The organism is Enterobacter sp. 198 (assembly GCF_009025585.1).
Classification (GTDB): Bacteria; Pseudomonadota; Gammaproteobacteria; order Enterobacterales; family Enterobacteriaceae; genus Enterobacter; species Enterobacter ludwigii.
This window is the reverse complement of sequence record NZ_WCIM01000015.1, coordinates 58700-80471: the sequence shown is the minus strand read 5'-3', so window position 1 is coordinate 80471 and position 21772 is coordinate 58700. Positions and strand designations below refer to the sequence as shown.

The window sequence follows — 21772 nt, the reverse complement described above, 5'->3', positions numbered from 1 at the left end:
GTTAAGCCTCAATCAAAAAATCACAGGTCGCAGAAGGGGGGATCGTCGTCACCGATGGCACGTGTTCTTCCAGATAATTGAGCTGGGGACGCTCTGCCAGGCCAGCCGGAACAGGGACAGGCTGCGTCCCGGCGTTGAACACGCGGGCGATCGTGCCAGGCGATCGTTGCGCATGAGGCAGGGCAGAAAGAACGAGCGGTTCCGGTAAGGCGAATAACGAAAATTCTGCCGGCAGCGTGCGTTCGGGCAGGCGCAGCGAAAAACGCTCAAGCCGGTTATCGAGGGTATGCAGCGTTTGCCGTTGATAGGTGAAGGGGTGACCCGTCGCTTGATTCTCCAGCTGGCGCAGCGTCAGATGGTCTGCGTTATCGGCCAGCGCCACGGTGAAGGAAAAGTGCAGCGGTTTGAGCAGCTGCGCATCGGGCGTGTCGACCACCGTATTGTTAATGCCAGACGCCCGGCCGGGTCGCCAGTCAAGATCGCTGCGCCCCAGTACGCCGGTTGATTTGAATAAGGTCAGGGCAATGACTGCCGGATTGCTTCCAATAACCTGAAACTCTTTCATGCCGCGGCTATTCACGACCAGCGCTTTGCCCGCTTGCGCGATAGCGATGATGCCCTCGCTGGTTTCAATATCCACGGGCTTCTCGCGATAGCGCTCCTGCCAGTGAGTATCGTCGTACCCCGTTTCGCGCTCGATTATCGAGAACGGCTGCGAGGCGAGGGAGTGACGGGTGCAAATATCGCTGTTGATCAGTAAACGCAGCCGGTGATCGCAGTGGCTGTTTACCAGCGAGCTATCAACATGCAGGTTCGGATCGTCGTGACGTAATTCGCACACTATGCGCATTGATAACGGGGTGCGGGTATTTTCCCGGCGTCCAGCGAGATCCGGCGGCAGCGACATGACCGCCTCAAGCACCATCGTTTGGCAAAGAGGGGTTTTGCTGCAGTCGATCAGCGTGAAATGCGCGCAGCGCGTCGGTTCATCGCCCGCGAGCGGCGAGAAATCATAGCTGTCTCCGGCATCCGCGCAGTCTTCAAGACTGAATAACGACGTGATGCGCCTGGCGTTGCGCTTGTCTTCAAGCACCAGCGTACCGGCCTCCAGCGTCAGTCGATAAACCGTATTCTCTATCGCCTCTCCTTTCGCGGCGCAGGTCCTGGCAAACGGAGCCGGTGTGTCTTTTACGTTGACGGTGATATAGCCCACCGGCGGCAGGAGAGGCGTCTGCAGAACAACATGCCAGCGGAAATAAGGCGGAAGGTGCGTTTCGCGTTCGCCCTCACAGGTGAGGGAGATAGCCGTTCCTCCGGGTAACGTCTCGCGTTCCAGAACGTCGAAGGGCAGCGGCTGGCCCTGATACGTCAGGGTGATATTGTCGGCCCGACTGTACAGGGTGGTGTGGATCACGCAGCGGGTCGGGGTGGCCAGCGGGTTGAAAATGAGCAGGTCACCCTCCTGACAGCATGCGGCGGCCAGTGACTTCACCACCAGATTCCACAGGCTGTGACAAAGCTGCTCTGTCTGCTCGAGCCGATGAAGAATATCGCGGTTAGTGGCATCGCTGTTGCAGCCGCCCATGGAGTCGTGGGCATGGCTTCGCAGAAGCTTCTTCCAGAGGGTGTCCACAATCGGGAGCGCGACCGGAATGCCCTGATGACGCGCCATGGCGATAGTGGGTTCCAGCTGTCGCAGGATGAACTGCTCGATGTCGGCATTTTTCTTTTTGATATCGTAACGCACAGACCCGATCGTTTTGTGAATGCGGGTGTAGCGCGGCGATTTCAGCTCACCTTCCCATAACGCCAGTTGTTCCCGTTTTGTGCGCAGCAGAGCGACGTACTGCTCCAGCGAGCTGAGGACGTAACGGTCCTGCGTGGGAGAGTGCGCGCTGGCAACCTGCAGGATATGCGGCAGCGCCGGGTCGATGCTGACCTGATCGCCGCCGCAGGGCAGTAGCAGGTCGTCAATCTGCGACCGTGAACGCAGCAGATCCACCATCGGGTAGATCTTGCCGTGCAGATGGCTGGCCTCCGCGCGCATGTTCTTGGCCGCACCATACCCCAGCGCCATTGCACAGGCGATGATGGTTGCACCTGACGGCGCGCGCCAGAGAAACTGACTGTTTTTGGCCTGAGTGTCGTGGTCGATACCGCGCCAGAAAACGATGTTATCGATATTGCAGCCCTGCAAAATCGTGGGCATCTGCGCGTTATGCCCAAAGGTATCCGGCAGATAACCGACCTGCATGGCATGCCCCAGCGCCCGAGCGGCGAAAATGCCGTACTTGAGGTTGCGGATAATCGATTCGCCGTGAACGTTGTAGGTATCCGTCTGGGTGAACCACGGCCCGACAAACACGCTTTTCTCCCTGACCAGTTTTTCCAGCCGGGGCCGGTAATCGGGATTGATGGCGAGAAAGTCATCCACCACCGCCATCTGCCCGTCAAGGTGATAGCACTGCCAGGCCGGGTCCTGCTCCAGCGTCTCGATGACCTCCGCAAAGTTGTATGACGCCAGCACCATGCTGTCCTGGCGGGTGAAATACCACTCCTGATCCCAATGGGTATGGGCTATGACGTGGATCTGGCTCATTGCGCTCTCCTTATCTGGCGTTCTTTGGGCTGAGATAAAGCACGCCCAGGGCGCAAATCAGTGCGCCAATAAAGACGCTTGCCAGGTACCCGACCACATTGGTCGCCAGCGGCCAGCCCCAGATAGCCGGCAGGGGCAACGTCTGCTTCACGCCGAGGGTAATCGCCACCAGCGCACCCGCGACGGCTCCTGTCATGAACACGGGGATCAGACGTGGGTTTTTCAGGATGAACGGGATAGCGCCTTCTGAAATACCGATAAAGCCCAGCAATAACGAAGTGCTGCCAACGGTTTTCTCTTCACGGCTGAACACATCCGGCAGGCCAAAACGCCCATTGAGGAACGCGGCGAGGCCTACCCCAATAGAAGGAATCACGATGGAGAGCTCGCGGGCGGTTAAATCAAATGTCTCGCTCATGCCGTTCAGGCCAAGCGCGACCGATCCTGCCGCCTTGTTGACCGGGCCGCCGAGATCGAACGCGGTACCCGCGGCGATCATGGCCGAATAGAAGCCGCGTCCGGTATCACCCGCCGAGGTAAAAAAGACCACCATCAGCTGGTTAAGCGAACCAAAAATCGGGTTGATCAGATATTCCATTACCATCACCAGCGTAATACCGGTGATCAGCGGAACGACCAACATGGTTTTAAGGGTAGTAAGCTGCTGTCGGACGTGAATGGCATCATTCAGCCAGCGCACCAGATAGCCGACAAAAAAGCCAATGCCAATTGCGCCGAAAAAGCCGGAGGGCATAAAGCCTTCAATATCAAAGAAGCGTTTGTAGACCTCATCTGACATGATGCCGCCGATCAGTCCGGGGATCAGCGCCGGTTTACCGGCAATGGAAAAGGCCAGATACATCGCAAAGACCGGGTACATGAACTTGATGGTCATAAAGCCCATTTTATCCAGCACGCTGAACGGCGAATGCTCAATGTTAATAAACTGCCCGGTAATTTTGGCCGTCGCCATCATCAGGCCGCCCATCACCACGACCGGTAACATATAGCTGATGGCCGCCATGATATGGCCGATAAAAATCTGGTAAGCCGAACGCTGAATGGCGTCTTCATACGTCACAGCGGTGACGTTTTTCTGCATGGCCAGCGCCTGACGCAGGTAGCGGTCGGTATTTTTAATCAGCTCCTGCGTGCGGGTCTGAAGGTGAGGAACGTGTTCAAAACGTTCTGCGTCCTGAATGGGAACGTCGGTTGCAAGAATAATGGCCGTGGCGGAGGCAATATCCTGTTTCGTTAATCTGTTTTTTACGCCGTCGCTGCCCTGCGTTTCGACCTTGACCTCAATATTATGCTCTTTTGCCCATGCAATAATTTTACTTGCCGCCATAAACGTGTGCGCGATCCCTGTAGGACAAGCCGTTACAGCGATAATTTTTTGATTCATCATTGTAATAATTCCCTGGGTGTGAAAATAGCGAAAGTATAAAGAGAACTTAAAACAGTGTTTAAGGTTTGCTAATACTAATTACGTATCGTCATACGCTATGTGGCAATATGTGAAGCGCCTTCCAGAGACTATTTCGCTATTCTGCTAATATCCTGTTAGGTTTTAACAGGACGTAATAAATGAATTCATTTCAGGGAAGTGAACGGTTGATATTTGAATACATTCAGCACCACGCACGCAATATTTCTGATATATCGGCAAAAGAGATTGCGCGTGATACTTTTACGACAACCACCTCGGTGAATCGTGTCTGTAAGAAAATGGGCTATAAAAGTTATACCGAGCTTCGCTATCGGTTTTTACGCGACCATTTTACGTCTGTCCCTGCCGAGCCTGCGATGGGGCCGCAGGCAGACGATATCGTGGTGGACGTGTCCCGGTTACTGACCCATTCCAGCCATATCTATTTATATGCACGCGGGGCGTCTCTCACCAGCCTCAACTACCTGTCGCGTTTTTTGTCACTGGCGAGCCTGCCGCACCTGATTCTGAATGATATGCACCAGTTGACCCGGGTATCGAAGGGCACGCTGGTGTTGATCAGTAAATCCGGGGAGACGCAGTCGCTGATAGAAATGGCGCGTAACGCGCTGCGTAAGGGGCTAAAGATTATTGCGATTACTCGTCAGGGTTCGACGCTGGCCGGGCTTTCTACGCTGTGCTGGCCATTGTCGATTGATATGAATGCCGTCTCGTTATACCAGCGAGAGGGGCAGCTGGACCTGTTAAGCGCCGTCGATCGTATCGGCTGCAGGCTTCTGCAGCACGATACGGAGTAGGCAGGCCGTCAGAGCTGTTTCACGATACCCAGACGAATGGCGTAATCATTTTCATGATTGCCATCCTGAGTAAGGTAGGTTTTATCCAGCGACACCAGTTCGACGTAAGGCGTCCAGCCGTCGTCGAGCTTGTAGTTGAACGCTACGGTGTGCTCCCAGTAGGTATCATCCCCGGTTCCCTGATCGACATTATCCTGCCAGCGGAAGCGCGGGTTATAGGACATGCCGAATTTCCCGATGTTGTACGCGAACCACAGGTCGAACTGGTGTGACTCGCGGCGGGTGTAGCCGCTGCCGTCCAGGCGTTTGTCGCTGTGCGCATCGTTAACGGTGTTATAGCGGTAGCGGGCAGACAGGTTCAGGCCGTTATCGAACGTTTTCCAGCCCTGGATGAAGGGGCGGTAATGCGTATTGCTGGCGGTAAAGACGGTCACCATACCTGGCGCGATGGCGAACCCATTTCCCAGATCAAAACGCCAGCGCGTTTCGATTTCCTGTGCTGCCTCCGTTAACCCTTTTTCGTCCGGATTATATCGGTCGGTATCACCAAAGAACGTATCGTTATGGTTTTGCGCCGCTTCGACGGAGAAGTAAAAACCGTTATCAGCCTGATGCATCACTTTAATACGTGAATCATTTACGTCTGAGCGCGTATTATGACCAAAGCGAAGATCGACGGAGGTATTTCCGCACCATCCCTGGGTACTTAATAATAATGCGCTAATACATGTTGCTTTAATAATTGTCTTTTTCATAATGTCCTGCCGAGGTTATTTAAATGGCAGGGCTATTCTTATTTTGGCACACCGTGAAGTAAAAGTTATCGTCGTACATTTAGCGTATCGCTAAACATAAAAAAAGAGATACAGCTGGCTGTATCTCTTGAGGGTTATTCCTGTATCCACCAGATGGCTTCAAACGGGCGCAACAGCAGGTTGTCGGGCTGAGGGGGAGCATCCGCATAGTTGCTCAGTGCGACCCGCCAGGCTCCCTGTACTGACGCGGGAACCCATTGCTGGCGCTCACGGCTCAGGTTTGCCACCACCATCAGCGTCTGGCCCTGCGACCGCCGGCGATAGCACCACAGGGAAGGGTGGTCAGGCAGCAGGTCTTCATAATCTCCCCACGTCAGCACCGGCAGGGTTTTGCGCAGGCGAATCAGCGTCTGGTAGGTGTAAAACACCGAATCAGTATCGTCCAGCGCCGCACGGGCATTGACCGTCTCGTAATTGTCGCAAACGCCAATCCACGGCTCACCCTCGGTAAAGCCCGCACTGTGTGTGGCATCCCACTGCATTGGCGTGCGGCCATTATCGCGGGATTTACTCGCCAGAATAGCCAGCAATTCTTCAGGGGTGCGACCGTTGGCCCGCAGTTCAGCGAACATATTAAGGCTTTCAACGTCGCGGTAATCGGTTATACGGCTGAAGTGCGGGTTGGTCATACCCAGCTCTTCGCCCTGGTAAATATACGGGGTGCCCTGCATTCCGTGCAGCACCATGCCGAGCATTTTCGCGGCGTGGGGACGGTACTCCCCTTCATCGCCAAAGCGCGACACAATGCGCGGCTGATCGTGGTTACACCAGAACAGCGCGTTCCAGGCCTTGTTGTGCATGCCCTGCTGCCAGTGGCGGAAGAGGGTTTTCAGCGCCACGAAGTCCGGCCTGGCCAGGGTCCACTTTTCGCCGCCGGGGTAATCCACTTTCAGGTGGTGGAAGTTGAAGGTCATTGACAGCTCGCGCCCGTCGAGAGAGGCGTATTGCTGACAGTTTTCCAGCGAGGTCGACGACATCTCGCCTACCGTCATCAGGTTTCGCGGGGTAAAGACGTCGCGGCTCATCTCCTGAAGATACTCATGAATGCGCGGTCCGTCGGTATAGAAGCGACGGCCATCGCCCACGGCGTCATCCGGGAAATCCTGGTCTTTAGAAATCAGGTTAATCACATCGAGGCGTAAACCGTCCACGCCACGGTCGGCCCAGAACTCGCATACCTTTTTCAGTTCGGCGCGCACCTGCGGGTTTTCCCAGTTGAGGTCCGCCTGCTCGGGGGCGAACAGGTGCAGATAGTACTGCTCGCTCTCGGCGTGCCAGCGCCAGGCGTTGCCGCCAAATTTGGAGCGCCAGTTATTGGGCAGTTGTTCCGGCGTACCGTCGCGCCAGATGTAGAACTGGCGATACGGGCTCTCTTTATTCAGCGATTCCCGGAACCAGGCGTGCTGCGTTGAGGTGTGATTGAACACCATATCCAGCACGATACGAATGCCGCGTTGATGGGCCTGCGCGACCAGCTCGTCAAAATCATCCAGCGTGCCGTAGGCCGGGTCGATGGCGGTGTAATTCGCCACGTCGTACCCGTTATCTACCTGCGGGGAAATATAAAACGGCGTCAGCCAGATGGCGTCGATGCCGAGGGTTTGCAGGTAGTCCAGCCGCTGCGTGACGCCGCGTAAATCGCCGGTACCGCAGCCCGTCGTGTCCTGAAAACTCTTTGGATAGATCTGGTAGATAACGCCGTTCTGCCACCAGTGAGGAAGGGTATTCATAATGCGTTCCTGCAAATGCGAAGGGGCGCAACTGCGCCCCGAAAGATGAAGTTAAACAATCTGCAGCGCGCCCTGACGGTACTTACGCTGGTAAACCACGGTGGTGAGAGCCATTGGAACGACAATCGCGATGACCATCGCCAGGGAAAACACCTGCCAGAAAGCGGGCTGGATGGAGAGAATACCAGGCAGACCGCCGACACCGATCCCGTTCGCCATCACACCGTACAGACCGCATACCAGGCCTGCCAGACCGGAGCCGATCATCGCGCACAGCATCGGGAAGCGGTATTTCAGGTTGATACCGTACATCGCCGGTTCGGTAACGCCGAGGTAGGCGGAGATGGCGGCCGGAACAGAAATCTCACGCTCGTTATGCTTACGGCTGACCAGGATAATGCCCGTGACCGCCGAGGCCTGCGCAATGTTAGACAGCGCGATGATAGGCCAGACCGGCGTACCGCCCAGGCTCTGAATCATCTGCATATCAATCGCCAGCGTGGTCTGGTGCACGCCGGTGATCACCAGCGGGGCGTACAGGAAGCCAAACAGCATGGCACCAATCGGCGCGAAGCTGCCGGTCATCAGGTGACGTACCGCGAAGGCAACGCCGTCGCCAATCATGCGGCCAAACGGACCGATAAATGCATGGGCGAGGAAGACGGCCAGAATAAGGGAGCAAACCGGCACCACCACCAGATAGAGGTAATCCGGTACGATGCGTTTCAGGCGCGTTTCAATAAAGCCCAGCGTCAGACCGGCCAGCAAGGCTGGGATCACCTGCGCCTGATAGCCCACTTTCGCGATGGTGAACAGACCGAAGTTCCACACCTCAGGCACCTGCTGACCAAGTAAGTAAGCGTTCATTAACTGTGGAGAGACCAGCGTGACGCCCAGCACGATACCCAGAATCGGCGTGCCGCCCATTTTGCGCACCGCTGACCAGCAAATCCCGACCGGCAGATAGAAGAAGATCGCTTCACCAATCAGCCACAGGAAGTCGTAAACGGTTTTCAGCGCCGGGTACATCTGCGCCAGGGTTTTGCCGTCGCTCATCGGCACATCACCGATAACGTTGCGGAAGCCCAGAATCAGACCGCCACTGATCAGCGCCGGGAGCAGCGGGAAGAAAATCTCCGCGAAGTGGGAAATTAACTGCTCGTGCCATTTCATATTCTGGCGTGCAGCTTTCTTGGCTTGCTCTTTATCGGCTGAACTGTGCCCGGTTGTCGCCAGCAGAGCCTGATAGTAATCGCCCACTTCGGTACCGATGACGACCTGGAACTGACCGGCGTTGGTGAAGCAGCCTTTAACCATGGAAAGCGCTTCAATGGCTTTCGGATCGGCTTTGGCCGGATCGTTCAGCACGAAGCGCAGGCGGGTAATGCAATGGCTGACGGTCGCGATGTTTTCACGGCCGCCTACCAGGACAATCAACTGGTCGATATCTTCTTGTTTGACTTTACTCATCATGAAACCTCATGACCGATGGTGAGGGGGGTAATGACCTGAGCGCAAGCCTACTCCTTCAGCGTGACGGCGAAAATGGGAACGTTCCCGAAATCGGGCGAAGATCACAATAAACGGATAAACGAGGGTTATGAAAGGTGGGCAGGAATTACGATCTGACGCGGCTCAGCACGTCCGTTAATTTGCTCGATCAGCTGTGCAGCGGCCTGCCTGCCTGACTCGGCGTAGCCCGGGTCGACGGTGATAATCTCCGGGTGCAGAAACTTCATCAGCGGCGTACTGCCTACGCTCGCGATCTGCAGTCCCTCTATGCGTTGCTCCTGAAGATATTTACTCGCGCCCAGCGCCAGGGTATCGGTGGCGCACACCAGCGCCGTGGTCTGCGGGGTCAGCACGCTGGCGACCTGCTCGTAGCCCTGTTTCATTCCCAGACCCGGCAGAGACGCGACGGCGGAAAGGTTGTGCTGTTTACAGAAGGTCAGGTAGGCCTCGTGACGCCGTTTGCCGGTGGTAACGTCCGCATGCGGTACGCCGAGGTAGCTGATATGGCGATGGCCTTTATCGTACAGACGCTGCATCAGGGTAATAATCGCCCCCTCATCGTCGTAACAGACGGAGGCAAAACCGTGGGCATCGCGCGCCAGCATCACCATCGACGCCTGCCAGGGCTTCAGCATCTCCTCTTTGATGCCGGTAAATCCGAACAACACCACGCCGTCAATGTTGCGCCGCTGGAGCATACCCAGATGCTCTTCAACCAGCTGCGTGGAGAACTGGCTCTCCATCATGATTGGGTCGTAGCCCTGCTCATAAAAGGCGGGCAGCATGGTCTGAACGGCGAGGTTCTCGGACAGGGAATCCAGACGCGAGACGATAATGGCAACCACTTTGTCACTTTGCCCGCGCATGGCGCGCGCAGAGCGGGAAGGGGAAAAACCGTGCTGATTCATTACCGCCTCGACGCGCTCGCGGGTGCGTTCGCTGACACCGCTCTCATTGTTGAGCACGCGCGATACGGTGGATTTCCCCACGCCGCTTAAACGCGCGATGTCTTTTATCGTAAGGCGGTTCTGCATGCTGTATTCCCTGTAACAATGACAACGTGGTCAGTAGAGCCTAATGCTATAGCGTGTTTTCGCTATGGGCAAAGTCTGGTTTACGTTCGGTTTATTTGCGGGGGAGTATAATACCGCCCGAATCGCCGCAAACGGTACGGTTAAATCCTTATACTGCGCGGCGGCACCTTACTTTTTTACTTACCGGAGGTGACATGGATCCCGATCCCACGCTTCTCCTGAACGGGAGCGTTCTTTCTTTCCGGTAAGCCAGCCTTTGTGCTGTCTCACCGGTATGTGAGGCAGCAACGTCCTGCACGTTCCTGCTTAAAACATTAAGTGCCTGTCAGGTACGGCCTTGCCACGCCTGCAGGAAATACTGTGTCCGCGTTTGCGGGCGCGGGGGAATGACTATGTTTAAAAATATCACCCGGCAGCTGCAGGCGATGCTGAGCCGCCACCTGCCACATCGTCTTGTTCAGCGCGACCCGCTGCCAAATGCCAAAAATATGGCCTCTGCAGCGATCCCTGCTTCCCTAAGCCAACGCTGCCTGAACGTGGCGGCGATGGATGAAAACGAAGTCTGGCGTGCCTTTGGCGGGCATCCGGAGGGGCTGAACGCGGCGGAAGTGGAAAAAATCCGTGCCGTGCATGGCGATAACCAAATTCCAGCGCAAAAACCGGCGCCGTGGTGGGTGCATCTGTGGACTTGCTACCGTAACCCGTTCAACCTGCTGCTGACCGTGCTTGGCATTATCTCCTATGCCACCGAAGATCTGTTTGCCGCCGGGGTTATCGCCCTGATGGTGGGGATCTCCACGCTGCTGAACTTTATTCAGGAGGCCCGCTCTACCCGCGCGGCAGACGCCCTGAAAGCGATGGTAAGCAACACCGCAACCGTCTCGCGCGTCATTAACGATCTCGGGGAGAACGCCTGGGTTGAGCTGCCTATCGACCAGCTGGTGCCAGGCGATCTGGTGAAGCTGGCGGCCGGCGACATGATCCCCGCGGATTTACGTATTCTTCAGGCGCGGGATCTGTTCGTGGCGCAGGCCTCGCTGACCGGCGAATCTCTGCCGGTAGAAAAAGTGGCGCGCACCCGCGACCCGCAGCAGATGAACCCGCTCGAGTGTGACACCCTCTGCTTTATGGGCACTACGGTGGTCAGCGGCACGGCGCAGGCAATGGTCATCGCTACCGGCGGCAACACCTGGTTTGGACAGTTAGCCGGGCGCGTGAGCGAGCAGGAGAGCGAACCGAATGCCTTCCAGAAGGGGATTGGCCGCGTCAGCATGCTGCTGATCCGCTTTATGATGGTGATGACGCCGATTGTGCTGCTGATCAACGGCTATACCAAGGGCGACTGGTGGGAAGCGGCGCTGTTTGCGCTCTCCGTCGCCGTAGGGTTAACGCCTGAAATGCTGCCGATGATTGTCACCTCCACGCTGGCGCGCGGGGCGGTCAAACTGTCAAAACAGAAAGTGATCGTCAAACACCTGGATGCCATTCAAAACTTTGGCGCGATGGACATTCTCTGCACCGATAAAACCGGCACGCTGACCCAGGACAAAATTGTGCTGGAGAACCACACCGATATCGCCGGTAAAACCAGCGATCGCGTGCTGCACAGCGCCTGGCTGAACAGCCACTACCAGACCGGGCTGAAAAACCTGCTCGACGTCGCCGTGCTCGAAGGCGTGGATGAAGAATCTGCCCGCACGCTCTCCGGGCGCTGGCAGAAAGTGGATGAGATCCCGTTCGACTTCGAGCGCCGCCGCATGTCGGTGGTGGTGAGCGAGCATCCGGACGTGCATCAGCTGATCTGCAAAGGCGCATTGCAGGAGATCCTCAATGTCTCAACCCAGGTGCGCTATAACGGCGACATTGTGCCGCTGGATGAAACCATGCTGCGCCGTATCAAGCGCGTCACCGATAACCTGAACCGTCAGGGGCTGCGCGTGGTGGCGGTGGCGAGCAAATTCCTGCCTGCACGCGAAGGGGACTATCAGCGTATCGACGAATCCGATCTGATCCTCGAGGGTTATATCGCATTCCTCGATCCGCCGAAAGAGACCACCGCGCCTGCGCTGAAAGCGTTAAAGGCCAGCGGCATCACCGTGAAAATCCTTACCGGCGACAGCGAGCTGGTGGCCGCCAAAGTGTGTCATGAAGTGGGGCTGGATGCGGGTGACGTCGTTGTGGGAAGTGATATTGAGCCCCTCTCCGATGATGCGCTGGCGACGCTTGCGCAGCGCACCACGCTGTTCGCCCGGCTGACACCCATGCACAAGGAGCGCATTGTCACCCTGCTGCGTCGCGAAGGGCATGTGGTGGGCTTTATGGGCGACGGCATTAACGATGCGCCCGCCCTGCGTGCGGCGGATATTGGTATCTCTGTAGACGGTGCGGTGGACATTGCCCGTGAAGCGGCGGATATCATTCTGCTGGAAAAGAGCCTGATGGTGCTGGAGGAGGGCGTTATCGAGGGACGTCGCACCTTCGCCAACATGCTGAAGTACATCAAGATGACCGCCAGTTCCAACTTCGGTAACGTTTTCAGCGTGCTGGTGGCGAGTGCGTTTCTGCCGTTCCTGCCGATGCTGCCGCTGCACCTGCTGATCCAGAACCTGATGTACGATGTCTCTCAGGTCGCCATCCCGTTTGATAACGTGGACGACGAGCAGATCCAGAAGCCGCAGCGCTGGAATCCGTCCGATCTGGGGCGCTTTATGCTGTTCTTTGGCCCGATCAGCTCCATCTTCGACATTCTGACCTTCTGCCTGATGTGGTTTGTGTTCCATGCCAACACGCCGGAACACCAGACGCTGTTCCAGTCCGGCTGGTTCGTGGTAGGGCTGCTGTCGCAAACGCTGATTGTGCATATGATCCGTACGCGTCGCATCCCGTTCATCCAGAGCCGGGCCGCGTGGCCGCTGATTGTCATGACCGGTATCGTGATGGCGCTCGGCATTGCACTGCCGTTCTCGCCGCTGGCCAGCTACCTCCAGCTGCAGGCGCTGCCGCTGAGCTACTTCCCGTGGCTGGTGGCGATCCTCGCGGGCTATATGGTGCTGACGCAGATGGTCAAAGGCTTCTATAGCCGTCGGTATGGGTGGCAGTGATTTCCCCCCTCTCCCGGCACGGGAGAGGGGTACGTTTCCTCCCAAATTCAACAACCTGTGATCTCCGTCAGCGCATTCGCTTGACGACAAAATGAGCGCATGTTAACTGAATGTTTTGCCTTTATTTGGCCCGTCAGATAAGGAACATTCATGTTACGGTACAGTCTCTTAACCGCCGGGCTGATGCTCGGCGCGTCAGCGTTTGCCGCTCCGGCAGGCGACCTTCCCCTGATGCCCTGGCCTGCGAAGGTTGAACGTCCCGCGACGCAGGGCGCACTGGTACTCAACAACACCCTTTCCGTCAGCGTTACCGGAGACGACCTCGGCGACGCGGTCAACCGTCTGCGCCAGCGCATCGCCCTGCAAACCGGCTGGACGCTACAACCGCAGGCCGTTAAACCGGACAAGCCCACCATCCGCATTGCTATTACCAAAAAAGTGAAGCCGCAGCCGCTGCCGGACAGCGATGAGGGCTATACGCTCACGGTCGATGCCAGTGGCGTGGATATCACCGCCAACACCCGTTTTGGCGCGCTGCGCGCCATGGAAACCCTGCTCCAGCTGATACAAAACGGGGCGGAAAACACCTCTCTGCCGTGGGTCACTATCGAGGATTCCCCCCGTTTCCCGTGGCGTGGGCTGCTGCTTGACTCGGCACGACACTTTATCCCGCTGCCGGATATCAAGCGGCAGATTGACGGTATGGCGGCGGCAAAACTCAACGTGCTGCACTGGCATTTGACCGACGATCAGGGCTGGCGCTTCAGCTCGACACGCTATCCAAAGCTCACGCAACTCGCCAGCGACGGGCTGTTTTATACGCCGGAACAGATGCGCGACGTTGTGCGCTATGCCACCGAACGCGGCATCCGCGTGGTGCCGGAGATCGACATGCCGGGCCACGCCTCGGCGATTGCCGTGGCCTACCCGGAACTGATGAGCGCCCCGGGACCGTATGTGATGGAACGCCACTGGGGCGTGCTGAAACCGGTCCTGGATCCGACAAAAGCGGCGACCTATCAGTTTGCGGAGGCGATGGTCAGTGAACTGGCGGCGATCTTCCCCGATCCGTATCTGCATATCGGTGGCGATGAGGTGGATGACAGCCAGTGGAAAGCGAACGCTGCCATTCAGCAGTTTATGCGCGACAACACACTGGCAGACAGCCACGCCCTGCAGGCCTATTTCAACCGCAAGCTGGAAAATATCCTCGAAAAACACCACCGGCAGATGGTGGGCTGGGATGAAATTGCTCATCCTGATCTGCCAAAAAGCATCTTGATCCAGTCCTGGCAAGGGCAGGACGCGCTGGGGCAGGTGGCGCAGAAGGGCTATAAAGGCATTCTCTCGACCGGCTTTTACCTCGATCAGCCCCAGTCCACCGCCTATCACTACCGCAATGAAATTGTGCCGCAGGGGTTAAACGGCGAGGATGTGATTGGCGACACCGACAGCGCTCAAAGCTGGTCATTCACCATGCCGCGTCTGAAAGGCAAGCCGGTGAAGGGGAGTTTCACCCTGGTGAAAGGGGATTCCGGCTGGCGTGGATTTATTGATTTCGCCGGGAAATCCCGTCGTGCGGTACAGGATATTGCGTGGCGCGACGACAATCAGGTGACGTTTACCGTCGATACCTGGATGGGCGAAACGCGCCCGGTGGTGTCGGTGGACAACGATAAGCTGAGCGGCTATTTCCTGGTGGGCAATGCCCGCTATCCCATTGACGGCAAGCGCCTGGACGATATCCCCAAAGGCATCCCGCCGGTGGTACCGGACGCCGCTCATCAGGTCAACCTGCTCGGCGGGGAAGCCGCGCTGTGGGCGGAAAACGTGGTCGCACCGGTGCTGGATATCCGCCTGTGGCCGCGCACCTTTGCGGTGGCGGAGCGGTTATGGTCCGCGCAGGACGTTAACGATGTCGACAATATGTACACCCGCCTGCAGGCGATGGACAGCTGGTCGACGGTCTCGGTCGGGCTGCAGCAGCATACTCAGCAGCAGGTGCAGTTCACGCGTCTGGCGAATAACGCCGATACCCTTCCGCTGCAAATCCTCGCGCAGGCAATCGAGCCGGCGCAGTATTACACCCGTCAGCATCTTAAGTTCCAGGCCGGAAATTACCATCAGTTCGAACCGCTCAACCGGTTTGCTGATGCGCTCAACGCCGAAAGTGCCACGGTGCGCCAGATGAACAAATGGGCTGACCGCCTGGTCAGCGACGCGGAAGACACGGAAAGCGCCGACGCGCTGCGCCACGTCTTCAACCGCTGGCAAAGTAACACCAGCGATGCGCTGGCATTAAGTGAAAACAGCTACGCACTGAAGGCGATTAAACCGGTTATTCAGGAGGTGGATAAGCTGGCCTCGATTGGCCTGCGGCTGACGGATCTGGTGGCGCGTCAGGGGACGCTGGATGACAACGAGATTGCCTCTATTCAGGGCGAGCTGGATAACGCGGCGAAAATACAGGATGAAGTGGTGATTGCGGCGGTGTATCCGCTGGAAACGCTGCTACGGGCGACGCGGAATCAGTAGTAAAACGCCCGGTAGCGCGTTGCCTGCCGGGCGCAAAGGCAGCCTCGGCTGCCCCTGACTGAAACTTAGCGACGTACGGCGATCGCTTCGATTTCAATTTTCACGTCTTTAGGCAGACGCGCAACTTCCACACAGGAGCGTGCAGGGAAAGTGGCGTTGTGCTCAGTGAAGAACGCTTCGTACGTGGCGTTAACGGTCGCGAAATCGTTCAGATCTTTCACGAACACGGTGGTTTTCACGATGTCGCCCACTTTCAGACCCGCAGACTCCACGATAGCCTGTACGTTTTCCAGCGACTGACGCGCCTGCGCCGCCACGTCTACTGGCACTTCACCCGTTTTTGGGTTCACCGGGATCTGGCCAGAGGTAATAATCATGCTACCCAGATCAACGCCCTGAACGTATGGGCCGATAGCCGCTGGTGCATTTTCCGTCGCGAGTACTTTGGTCATGATTTCTCCAGAATAACAGCTGATTAAATGTTCCCGGCCATTATAGGGAGGCCGGGATCCTTTACCAACCTCAATTAGTTGGCCAGCACCACATAATGAGAAAACTCTTTTTCGCAGTATTTGCATTTGAGTGCGATGTCATCGGCACGTTTTTTCACTGCAAAACTGGACGAAACCGGCTCAGCATGACTGATGCAGTTGCTGTTCGGGCAGACCAGCACATTTTCAATGCGATCCGGCAGATTGGGACGGGATTTACCGACCACTTCGTACTCATCGATGCGGTTCACGGTGGCATCCGGCGCGTACAGAGAGAGCTGGTTAACCTGCTCGTCGGTCAGGAAGGTGTTTTCAATCTTGATCAGGTCTTTGCGGCCCATTTCACCCGACGGCAGGTTCAGGCCGATGGTGATGCGCTGGTCGGTTTCGGTCAGCTTGAACAGCGTCAGCAGCTTAAAGCCGATCTGGGCAGGGATGTGGTCAATCACGGTGCCACGTTTGATGGCTTCAACCTGGAGTTTGTTATCGTGTGTCATTGTCGTTTCCCCTTACAGAGCCAATTCGCGATTCAGAACCAGTGCCAGTAACGCCTGGCGGGCGAAGATGCCGTTTCCGGCCTGCTGGAAGTACCAGGCGTGCGGCGTTTTATCCACGTCGGTGGTGATCTCATCGATACGCGGCAGCGGGTGCAGCACCTTCATATTCTCGCGTGCGCCGTCGAGGTCGCTGGCGCGCAGCACAAACTGTGCCTTCACGTTGGCGTATTCAGACGGATCCAGACGCTCTTTTTGCACGCGGGTCATATACAGAATATCGACGTTGCCCATCACCTCTTCGATGCTGGCATGCAGACTCCACGGGATCCCTTTTTCGTCCAGCATGTCGAAGATGTACTGCGGCATCGCCAGCGCGTCCGGCGCGATGAAGAAGAAGTGGTTGCCGTTAAATTTCGCCAGCGCCTGGGTCAGCGAGTGAACGGTGCGGCCATATTTCAGGTCACCCACCATGGCGATGTTCAGGTTTTCCAGACGGCCCTGCGTTTCCTGAATGGTGAACAGATCCAGCAGGGTCTGTGTCGGATGCTGGTTGGCCCCGTCTCCGGCGTTCAGTACCGGAATACCGCCGGAAAATTCGGTCGCCAGACGCGCCGCGCCTTCCTGCGGGTGGCGCATCACAATCGCGTCAACGTAGGTACTGATAACTGAAATGGTATCCGCCAGCGTTTCGCCTTTTTTACCCAGCGAGGTATTGCTGCTGTCTGAAAACCCCACCACGCTCGCGCCGAGGCGGTGCATGGAGGTTTCGAAGGAGAGGCGGGTGCGGGTCGACGCTTCGAAGAAGCAGCTCGCAATCACCTTGTGCTTCAGCAGTTCCGGTTGCGGATTTGCCTTCAGTTTTGCCGCGGTTTCCAGAACCAGTTCCAGCTCTTCGCGGCTGAGGTCGTTTATGGAAATGATGTGTTTTTGATAAAGCGGATTCATGTTTATCTCCTGACGCCGGGCAAAAAAAAGCCCCTCAAATGAGGGGCTCTGGGAATAGATTGTGCAACGGGAAGAAAAACGGCAGGCCAGCGTCTGATTTCAGACGCGGTAAGACGTTATGTCGTACACGCTTGACCATGCTTCCTCCCGGCAAATTGTCGGGCATTATACGCAGCTCGATTTTCGGATCAAGGGGTTTAATGCACACTTTACTCAATGCAAACGGTTCTTTATGAATATTAATTCGTTCTGAGTAAATAATTAATTTGTTTATGCACCAGCGCAGTACGCTTCACCACCCGGGGAGCGACCCAGACGATACTGCTTCCGGCAACCACACCTAAAATTTCCGGTAACTGGTGATAATCCAGAATTCGCGCCACCGCACGGCCATATCCGGCCACGGTATGAACAAGGATAAATTCGCTATTATGCTCCACGCTCACCACCATTTCGGAAACGGTACGCGCGGCATCGGGGGCAGGGCGCAACTGAGGATTCAACGAATAAATCTTTAGCCCTTTGGCATTTCGAATTTTTATGACACCTAGCAATTTCAGCAGACGCGAAACGGTCGACTGGCTGATGCTGTCAAACCCTCTCTCCTGCAAATCGCGGCGGATTTCTTCCTGGGAGAGATAACTCTTTTCGGCGATCAGCTGCTGGCACACCGTTAGCTGCAGTTGTTCTCTGGGAGAGCAGTCTTCGTAATCCATCATATTTCCCATATCAGTTCCCGACATAACCGGTGGCACCGCACCGGTCCGTAGGCCGGACAGGCGCAGTGCCAGCCGGCAAATTACAACAAGGCACCCAGGCTTAACGCCACCATAATCACCACCGTCAGGATCGCCAGCAGCGGCGCAACCCATTTCAGGTAACGCACGTAAGGCACACGGGCAATCGCCAGACCGCCCATCACAACCGCTGAGGTCGGCGTGACCAGATTAACGATGCCGGAGGCCGACTGGTAAGCCGTAACCACCAGGTCGCGGTTGACGTTAGCGAAATCAGCAAGGGGTGCCATGATCGGCATCGTCAGAACGGCCAGGCCGGACGAAGAAGGCACAAGAAACGACAGCACGACCTCAAGCCAGTACATCACGTTGATAAACGCCACCGTGGACAACCCGCTGACCAGCCCTTCCGCGCTGTGCAAAATGGTGTGGGTAATCATGCCCTTATCCATAATGACTACGATACCGCGCGCAATGCCGATAATCAGCGCGACGCCCAGCAAATCTCGCGCGCCGTTGATAAACGTCGAGGTCAGCTCCTCTTCGCTCATGCGGGCAATCAGCCCGACGATAATGGCGCTGGCCAAAAATACCGCCGAGATCTCCGCCATCCACCAGCCCAGCACCGCTACGCCGTAGATCATCACCGCGAAGGCGAGGGCGAAGATCAGCAGAATGATTTTGCGCACCGGGGTAAATTCCAGCGACTGCTCGCCTTTATTGCCGAGGAAGTGGGCGAGGTTCTCTTCCTGCTTGTCTGCGACGATAGAGCATGACGGATCCAGCCGCACTTTACGGGCATAGCGCATCACCCATGCCACGCAAATGATCCAGCCGATCACCAGCAGCGCCACGCGCAGGGCGATACCGTTGGTGAAGGGGATCCCGGCGGCGTTAGCGGCGATCACCGTGGCAAACGGGTTGATGGTGGAGCCGAGCGTGCCGATCCCCGCCCCGAGCAGCACGGTGGATGCGGCGACAACCGGATCGAAACGGGCGGCCAGCATTACCGGGACCAGCAGGGTATAAAAGGGCAGGGACTCTTCGGCCATGCCGTAAATGGTGCCGCCAGCCGCGAACAGCGCCATCAGGATCGGGATCATCCATTCTTCACGTCCGCGAAGGCGGGTGGTTACGCGTTCGATCCCGGCGTCGATCGCCCCGGTTTTGGTGACGATCCCGAGAAATCCCCCGATGATCAGGATAAACAGCGCGACGTCGATCGCCCCGGCCTGGCCGGAAACGGGATCGTACAGCCCGGCAATGGGGGCCATCAGTACGGAAACCAGCCCCTGCGGATGCGCCGCCACGTGCGCGTACGTTCCGGCAATCGGCACTTCTTTACCGAGGGTTTCATTCATTGCCATCTGATACTGACCGGCAGGCACGACCCAGCTCAGTGCCGCCACAACGGCAATCAGAAAAAAGAGAATGGTGTAAGCGGAGGGAAACTTGAACTTGCCCATGATGTTCTCCTGTACCCGGCGCACCCCGTGGCGCGCCGGGCGGTGATTAGTCGCCGAGTGTCGCCACCATGACCGCTTTAATGGTGTGCATGCGGTTCTCTGCTTCGTCAAAGACGATTGAGTTCGGTGATTCGAAGACCTCTTCCGTCACCTCCAGCCCTTTCAGACCGTAGGCCATCTCGATTTCACGGCCGACTTTGGTGTGTTCGTTGTGGAACGCCGGCAGGCAGTGCATGAACTTGACGTTCGGGTTGCCGGTGGCTTTCATCACCTGGGCGTTAATCTGGTAAGGCTTCATCAGGCTGACGCGCTCGGCCCAGGCCTCTTTCGGCTCGCCCATCGAGACCCACACGTCGGTGTAGAGGAAATCGGCACCGTGTACGCCTTCCTCCACGTCGTCGGTGAGCGTGATGCGTGCGCCGGTCTCTTTGGCGATGGCGCGGCACTGCTCAACCAGCCCGGCTTCCGGCCAGAACGATTTCGGTGCGACGAGGCGGATATCCATCCCCATTTTGGCGGCACCGACCATCAGGGAGTTGCCCATGTTGTTCCGCGCGTCGCCAAGGTAGGCAAAGCTCAGGTCCGGCAGGGTTTTGCCCGGAGCATGCTCCAGCATGGTCATCAGGTCGGCGAGGATCTGCGTGGGGTGAAACTCGTCGGTCAGGCCGTTCCACACCGGCACGCCCGCATACTCGCCCAGCTCTTCCACGATGGCCTGGCCGTAGCCGCGATACTCTATGCCGTCGTACATCCGCCCCAGCACGCGGGCGGTGTCTTTCATCGACTCCTTGTGGCCAATCTGCGAGCCGCTTGGGCCGAGGTAGGTCACCTGTGCACCCTGGTCAAAGGCACCGACTTCAAAGGCGCAGCGGGTGCGCGTGGACGTTTTTTCAAAAATCAGGGCGATGTTTTTCCCGACCAGGGTTTGTTTTTCACGTCCGGCTTTTTTGGCGGCTTTGAGTTCGATGGCCAGGTCGATCAGGTACTGGATTTCTGCCGGGGTGTAGTCCAGCAGTTTGAGGAAATTACGGTTTTTCAGATTGATGGTCATTGGGTCGTCCCTTTTAAAATGGTGTTGTCTGGTGCCCTCACCCCGACCCTCGCCCACAGGGAGAGAGGGAAGGTGAGGGGAAAATACGGTTCAGTGGCGAATCAACGTGCCTTTCTCGCCCGCCAGAATGTCTGCCCCGTCGGCCAGCGCGCCGATCCCGGCGATGCCGTTGCAGGCCTCGACAAACTCGCGGCAGGCGGCCACTTTTGGCCCCATCGAACCGGCGTCAAACTGCATGCCCCTGAGCAGTTCCGGCGTGACCTGTGCCAGCGGACGCTGGGTTGGTTTGCCCCAGTCGAGGTACACCGCGTCGGCATCGGTCAGGATCAGCAGGGCATCGGCTTCAATCTGGCGCGCCAGCAGGGCGGCAGAGAGGTCTTTGTCGATCACCGCTTCAATGCCGTGATACCCATTGGCGTTTTCCACCACCGGCACGCCGCCGCCGCCGTTGCAGATCACCAGGTGATCGCGCTGTATCAGTGCCGTGATGGCGTCGCTCTCAACGATGCGTTTCGGCTGTGGAGAGGGAACCACCCGGCGGAAATAGCTGCCGTCGGCCTTGAACACCCAGCCTTTCTCCGCCTGCAGCGTTTTTGCCTGGGCTTCGCTGTAGACCGGGCCGATGTATTTAGTCGGGTTAGTAAATGCCGGATCGGCGGCGTCCACTTCCACCTGGGTGAGCAGGACGCTCACCTCACGCTGGGGCAGATTGTTTTTCAGCGCCTGCTGGAGCATGTAGCCGATCATTCCCTGACTTTCGGCGCCGAGGATGTCCAGCGGGTAGGGCGTGACTTTGTCGTACGCGCTGTTTTGCAGCGCCAGCAGCCCAACCTGCGGCCCGTTGCCGTGAACCAGTACCACGCGCCACTGTTCCGTCAGCCCGGCGATGGTGCGGGCCGCTAGCTCGATGTTCTGGCGCTGGATCTCCGCTTCCAGCGGCTCGCCGCGTTTCAGCAATGCGTTACCGCCAAGCGCCACAACCAGAGTGGGTTTTCGTTCCATGATGGCTCCT

17 protein-coding genes and 1 pseudogene are annotated in these 21772 nt (G+C 57.3%); 4 read left to right on the top strand and 14 right to left on the bottom strand.

Annotated elements, in window-relative coordinates; all coding sequences use genetic code 11:
- Position 1: 1 nt before the first annotated feature.
- Both F8561_RS07190 and F8561_RS07185 read right to left on the bottom strand, forming a co-directional pair.
- Positions 2-2599, bottom strand: a complete 2598-nt coding sequence (locus F8561_RS07190; RefSeq protein WP_151887293.1) for a glycoside hydrolase family 38 C-terminal domain-containing protein — start codon at positions 2597-2599, stop codon at positions 2-4.
- A 10-nt stretch (positions 2600-2609) separates the two neighbouring features.
- On the bottom strand, positions 2610-4007 hold the full coding sequence (locus F8561_RS07185) for a PTS fructose transporter subunit IIC (RefSeq protein WP_072126507.1): 1398 nt from the start codon (positions 4005-4007) through the stop codon (positions 2610-2612).
- Between the two features lie 179 nt (positions 4008-4186).
- Between F8561_RS07185 and F8561_RS07180 the strand changes: the two genes are divergently transcribed.
- Positions 4187-4846 carry a MurR/RpiR family transcriptional regulator gene (locus F8561_RS07180; protein ID WP_014168392.1) on the top strand — a complete coding sequence of 220 codons (660 nt, stop codon included), beginning with the start codon at positions 4187-4189 and terminating at the stop codon, positions 4844-4846.
- Positions 4847-4854: 8 nt separating this feature from the next.
- Here the strand turns inward: F8561_RS07180 and F8561_RS07175 are convergent, their stop codons facing one another.
- From F8561_RS07175 to treR, 4 genes are all read right to left on the bottom strand, one after another.
- Positions 4855-5601, bottom strand: coding sequence for an oligogalacturonate-specific porin KdgM family protein (locus F8561_RS07175; protein ID WP_032679522.1), 747 nt, complete (start codon positions 5599-5601; stop codon positions 4855-4857).
- A 134-nt stretch (positions 5602-5735) separates the two neighbouring features.
- On the bottom strand, positions 5736-7391 hold the full coding sequence (gene treC / locus F8561_RS07170; RefSeq protein WP_151887292.1) for an alpha,alpha-phosphotrehalase: 1656 nt from the start codon (positions 7389-7391) through the stop codon (positions 5736-5738).
- Between the two features lie 51 nt (positions 7392-7442).
- Complete coding sequence (gene treB / locus F8561_RS07165; protein WP_025205752.1) at positions 7443-8861, bottom strand: PTS trehalose transporter subunit IIBC; 1419 nt, start codon at positions 8859-8861, stop codon at positions 7443-7445.
- Between the two features lie 128 nt (positions 8862-8989).
- Complete coding sequence (gene treR, locus F8561_RS07160) at positions 8990-9937, bottom strand: trehalose operon repressor TreR (RefSeq protein ID WP_014168396.1); 948 nt, start codon at positions 9935-9937, stop codon at positions 8990-8992.
- Between the two features lie 392 nt (positions 9938-10329).
- Between treR and mgtA the strand changes: the two genes are divergently transcribed.
- Together mgtA and F8561_RS07150 are read left to right on the top strand one after the other, a co-directional pair.
- Complete coding sequence (gene mgtA / locus F8561_RS07155; RefSeq protein ID WP_020885394.1) at positions 10330-13038, top strand: magnesium-translocating P-type ATPase; 2709 nt, start codon at positions 10330-10332, stop codon at positions 13036-13038.
- 150 nt (positions 13039-13188) lie between these two features.
- The gene (locus tag F8561_RS07150) at positions 13189-15573 is read left to right on the top strand and encodes a beta-N-acetylhexosaminidase (RefSeq protein WP_151887291.1); all 2385 of its coding nucleotides are present in this window, start codon (positions 13189-13191) and stop codon (positions 15571-15573) included.
- Positions 15574-15638: 65 nt separating this feature from the next.
- Here F8561_RS07150 and ridA read toward each other — a convergent pair whose 3' ends face one another.
- From ridA to F8561_RS07130, 4 genes are all read right to left on the bottom strand, one after another.
- Positions 15639-16025 (bottom strand): 2-iminobutanoate/2-iminopropanoate deaminase, encoded by a 387-nt coding sequence (gene ridA / locus F8561_RS07145; RefSeq protein WP_063214253.1) that lies wholly within the window; start codon positions 16023-16025, stop codon positions 15639-15641.
- A 74-nt stretch (positions 16026-16099) separates the two neighbouring features.
- A complete protein-coding gene (gene pyrI, locus F8561_RS07140; protein ID WP_025205744.1) occupies positions 16100-16561 on the bottom strand; it encodes an aspartate carbamoyltransferase regulatory subunit in 462 nt (153 codons plus the stop codon).
- Positions 16562-16573: 12 nt separating this feature from the next.
- Positions 16574-17506, bottom strand: coding sequence for an aspartate carbamoyltransferase (gene pyrB, locus F8561_RS07135; protein ID WP_151887290.1), 933 nt, complete (start codon positions 17504-17506; stop codon positions 16574-16576).
- 34 nt (positions 17507-17540) lie between these two features.
- Positions 17541-17645 carry a pyrBI operon leader peptide gene (locus F8561_RS07130; RefSeq protein WP_168769597.1) on the bottom strand — a complete coding sequence of 35 codons (105 nt, stop codon included), beginning with the start codon at positions 17643-17645 and terminating at the stop codon, positions 17541-17543.
- Between F8561_RS07130 and F8561_RS24605 the strand changes: the two are divergent.
- Positions 17625-17742: pseudogene (locus F8561_RS24605) on the top strand (hypothetical protein). The gene F8561_RS07130 and the pseudogene F8561_RS24605 overlap by 21 nt on opposite strands.
- Before the next feature lie 3 nt (positions 17743-17745).
- On the opposite strand, the gene F8561_RS07125 reads toward F8561_RS24605, so the two are convergent.
- The 4 genes from F8561_RS07125 to arcC form a co-directional block, all read right to left on the bottom strand.
- Positions 17746-18225, bottom strand: a complete 480-nt coding sequence (locus F8561_RS07125) for an arginine repressor (RefSeq protein ID WP_025205741.1) — start codon at positions 18223-18225, stop codon at positions 17746-17748.
- Between the two features lie 80 nt (positions 18226-18305).
- A complete protein-coding gene (locus F8561_RS07120) occupies positions 18306-19709 on the bottom strand; it encodes a YfcC family protein (RefSeq protein ID WP_020885390.1) in 1404 nt (467 codons plus the stop codon).
- Between the two features lie 46 nt (positions 19710-19755).
- Positions 19756-20760 (bottom strand): ornithine carbamoyltransferase, encoded by a 1005-nt coding sequence (gene argF / locus F8561_RS07115; RefSeq protein WP_020885389.1) that lies wholly within the window; start codon positions 20758-20760, stop codon positions 19756-19758.
- A 90-nt stretch (positions 20761-20850) separates the two neighbouring features.
- Positions 20851-21762, bottom strand: coding sequence for a carbamate kinase (arcC, locus tag F8561_RS07110; protein ID WP_014168407.1), 912 nt, complete (start codon positions 21760-21762; stop codon positions 20851-20853).
- Positions 21763-21772 lie beyond the last annotated feature (10 nt).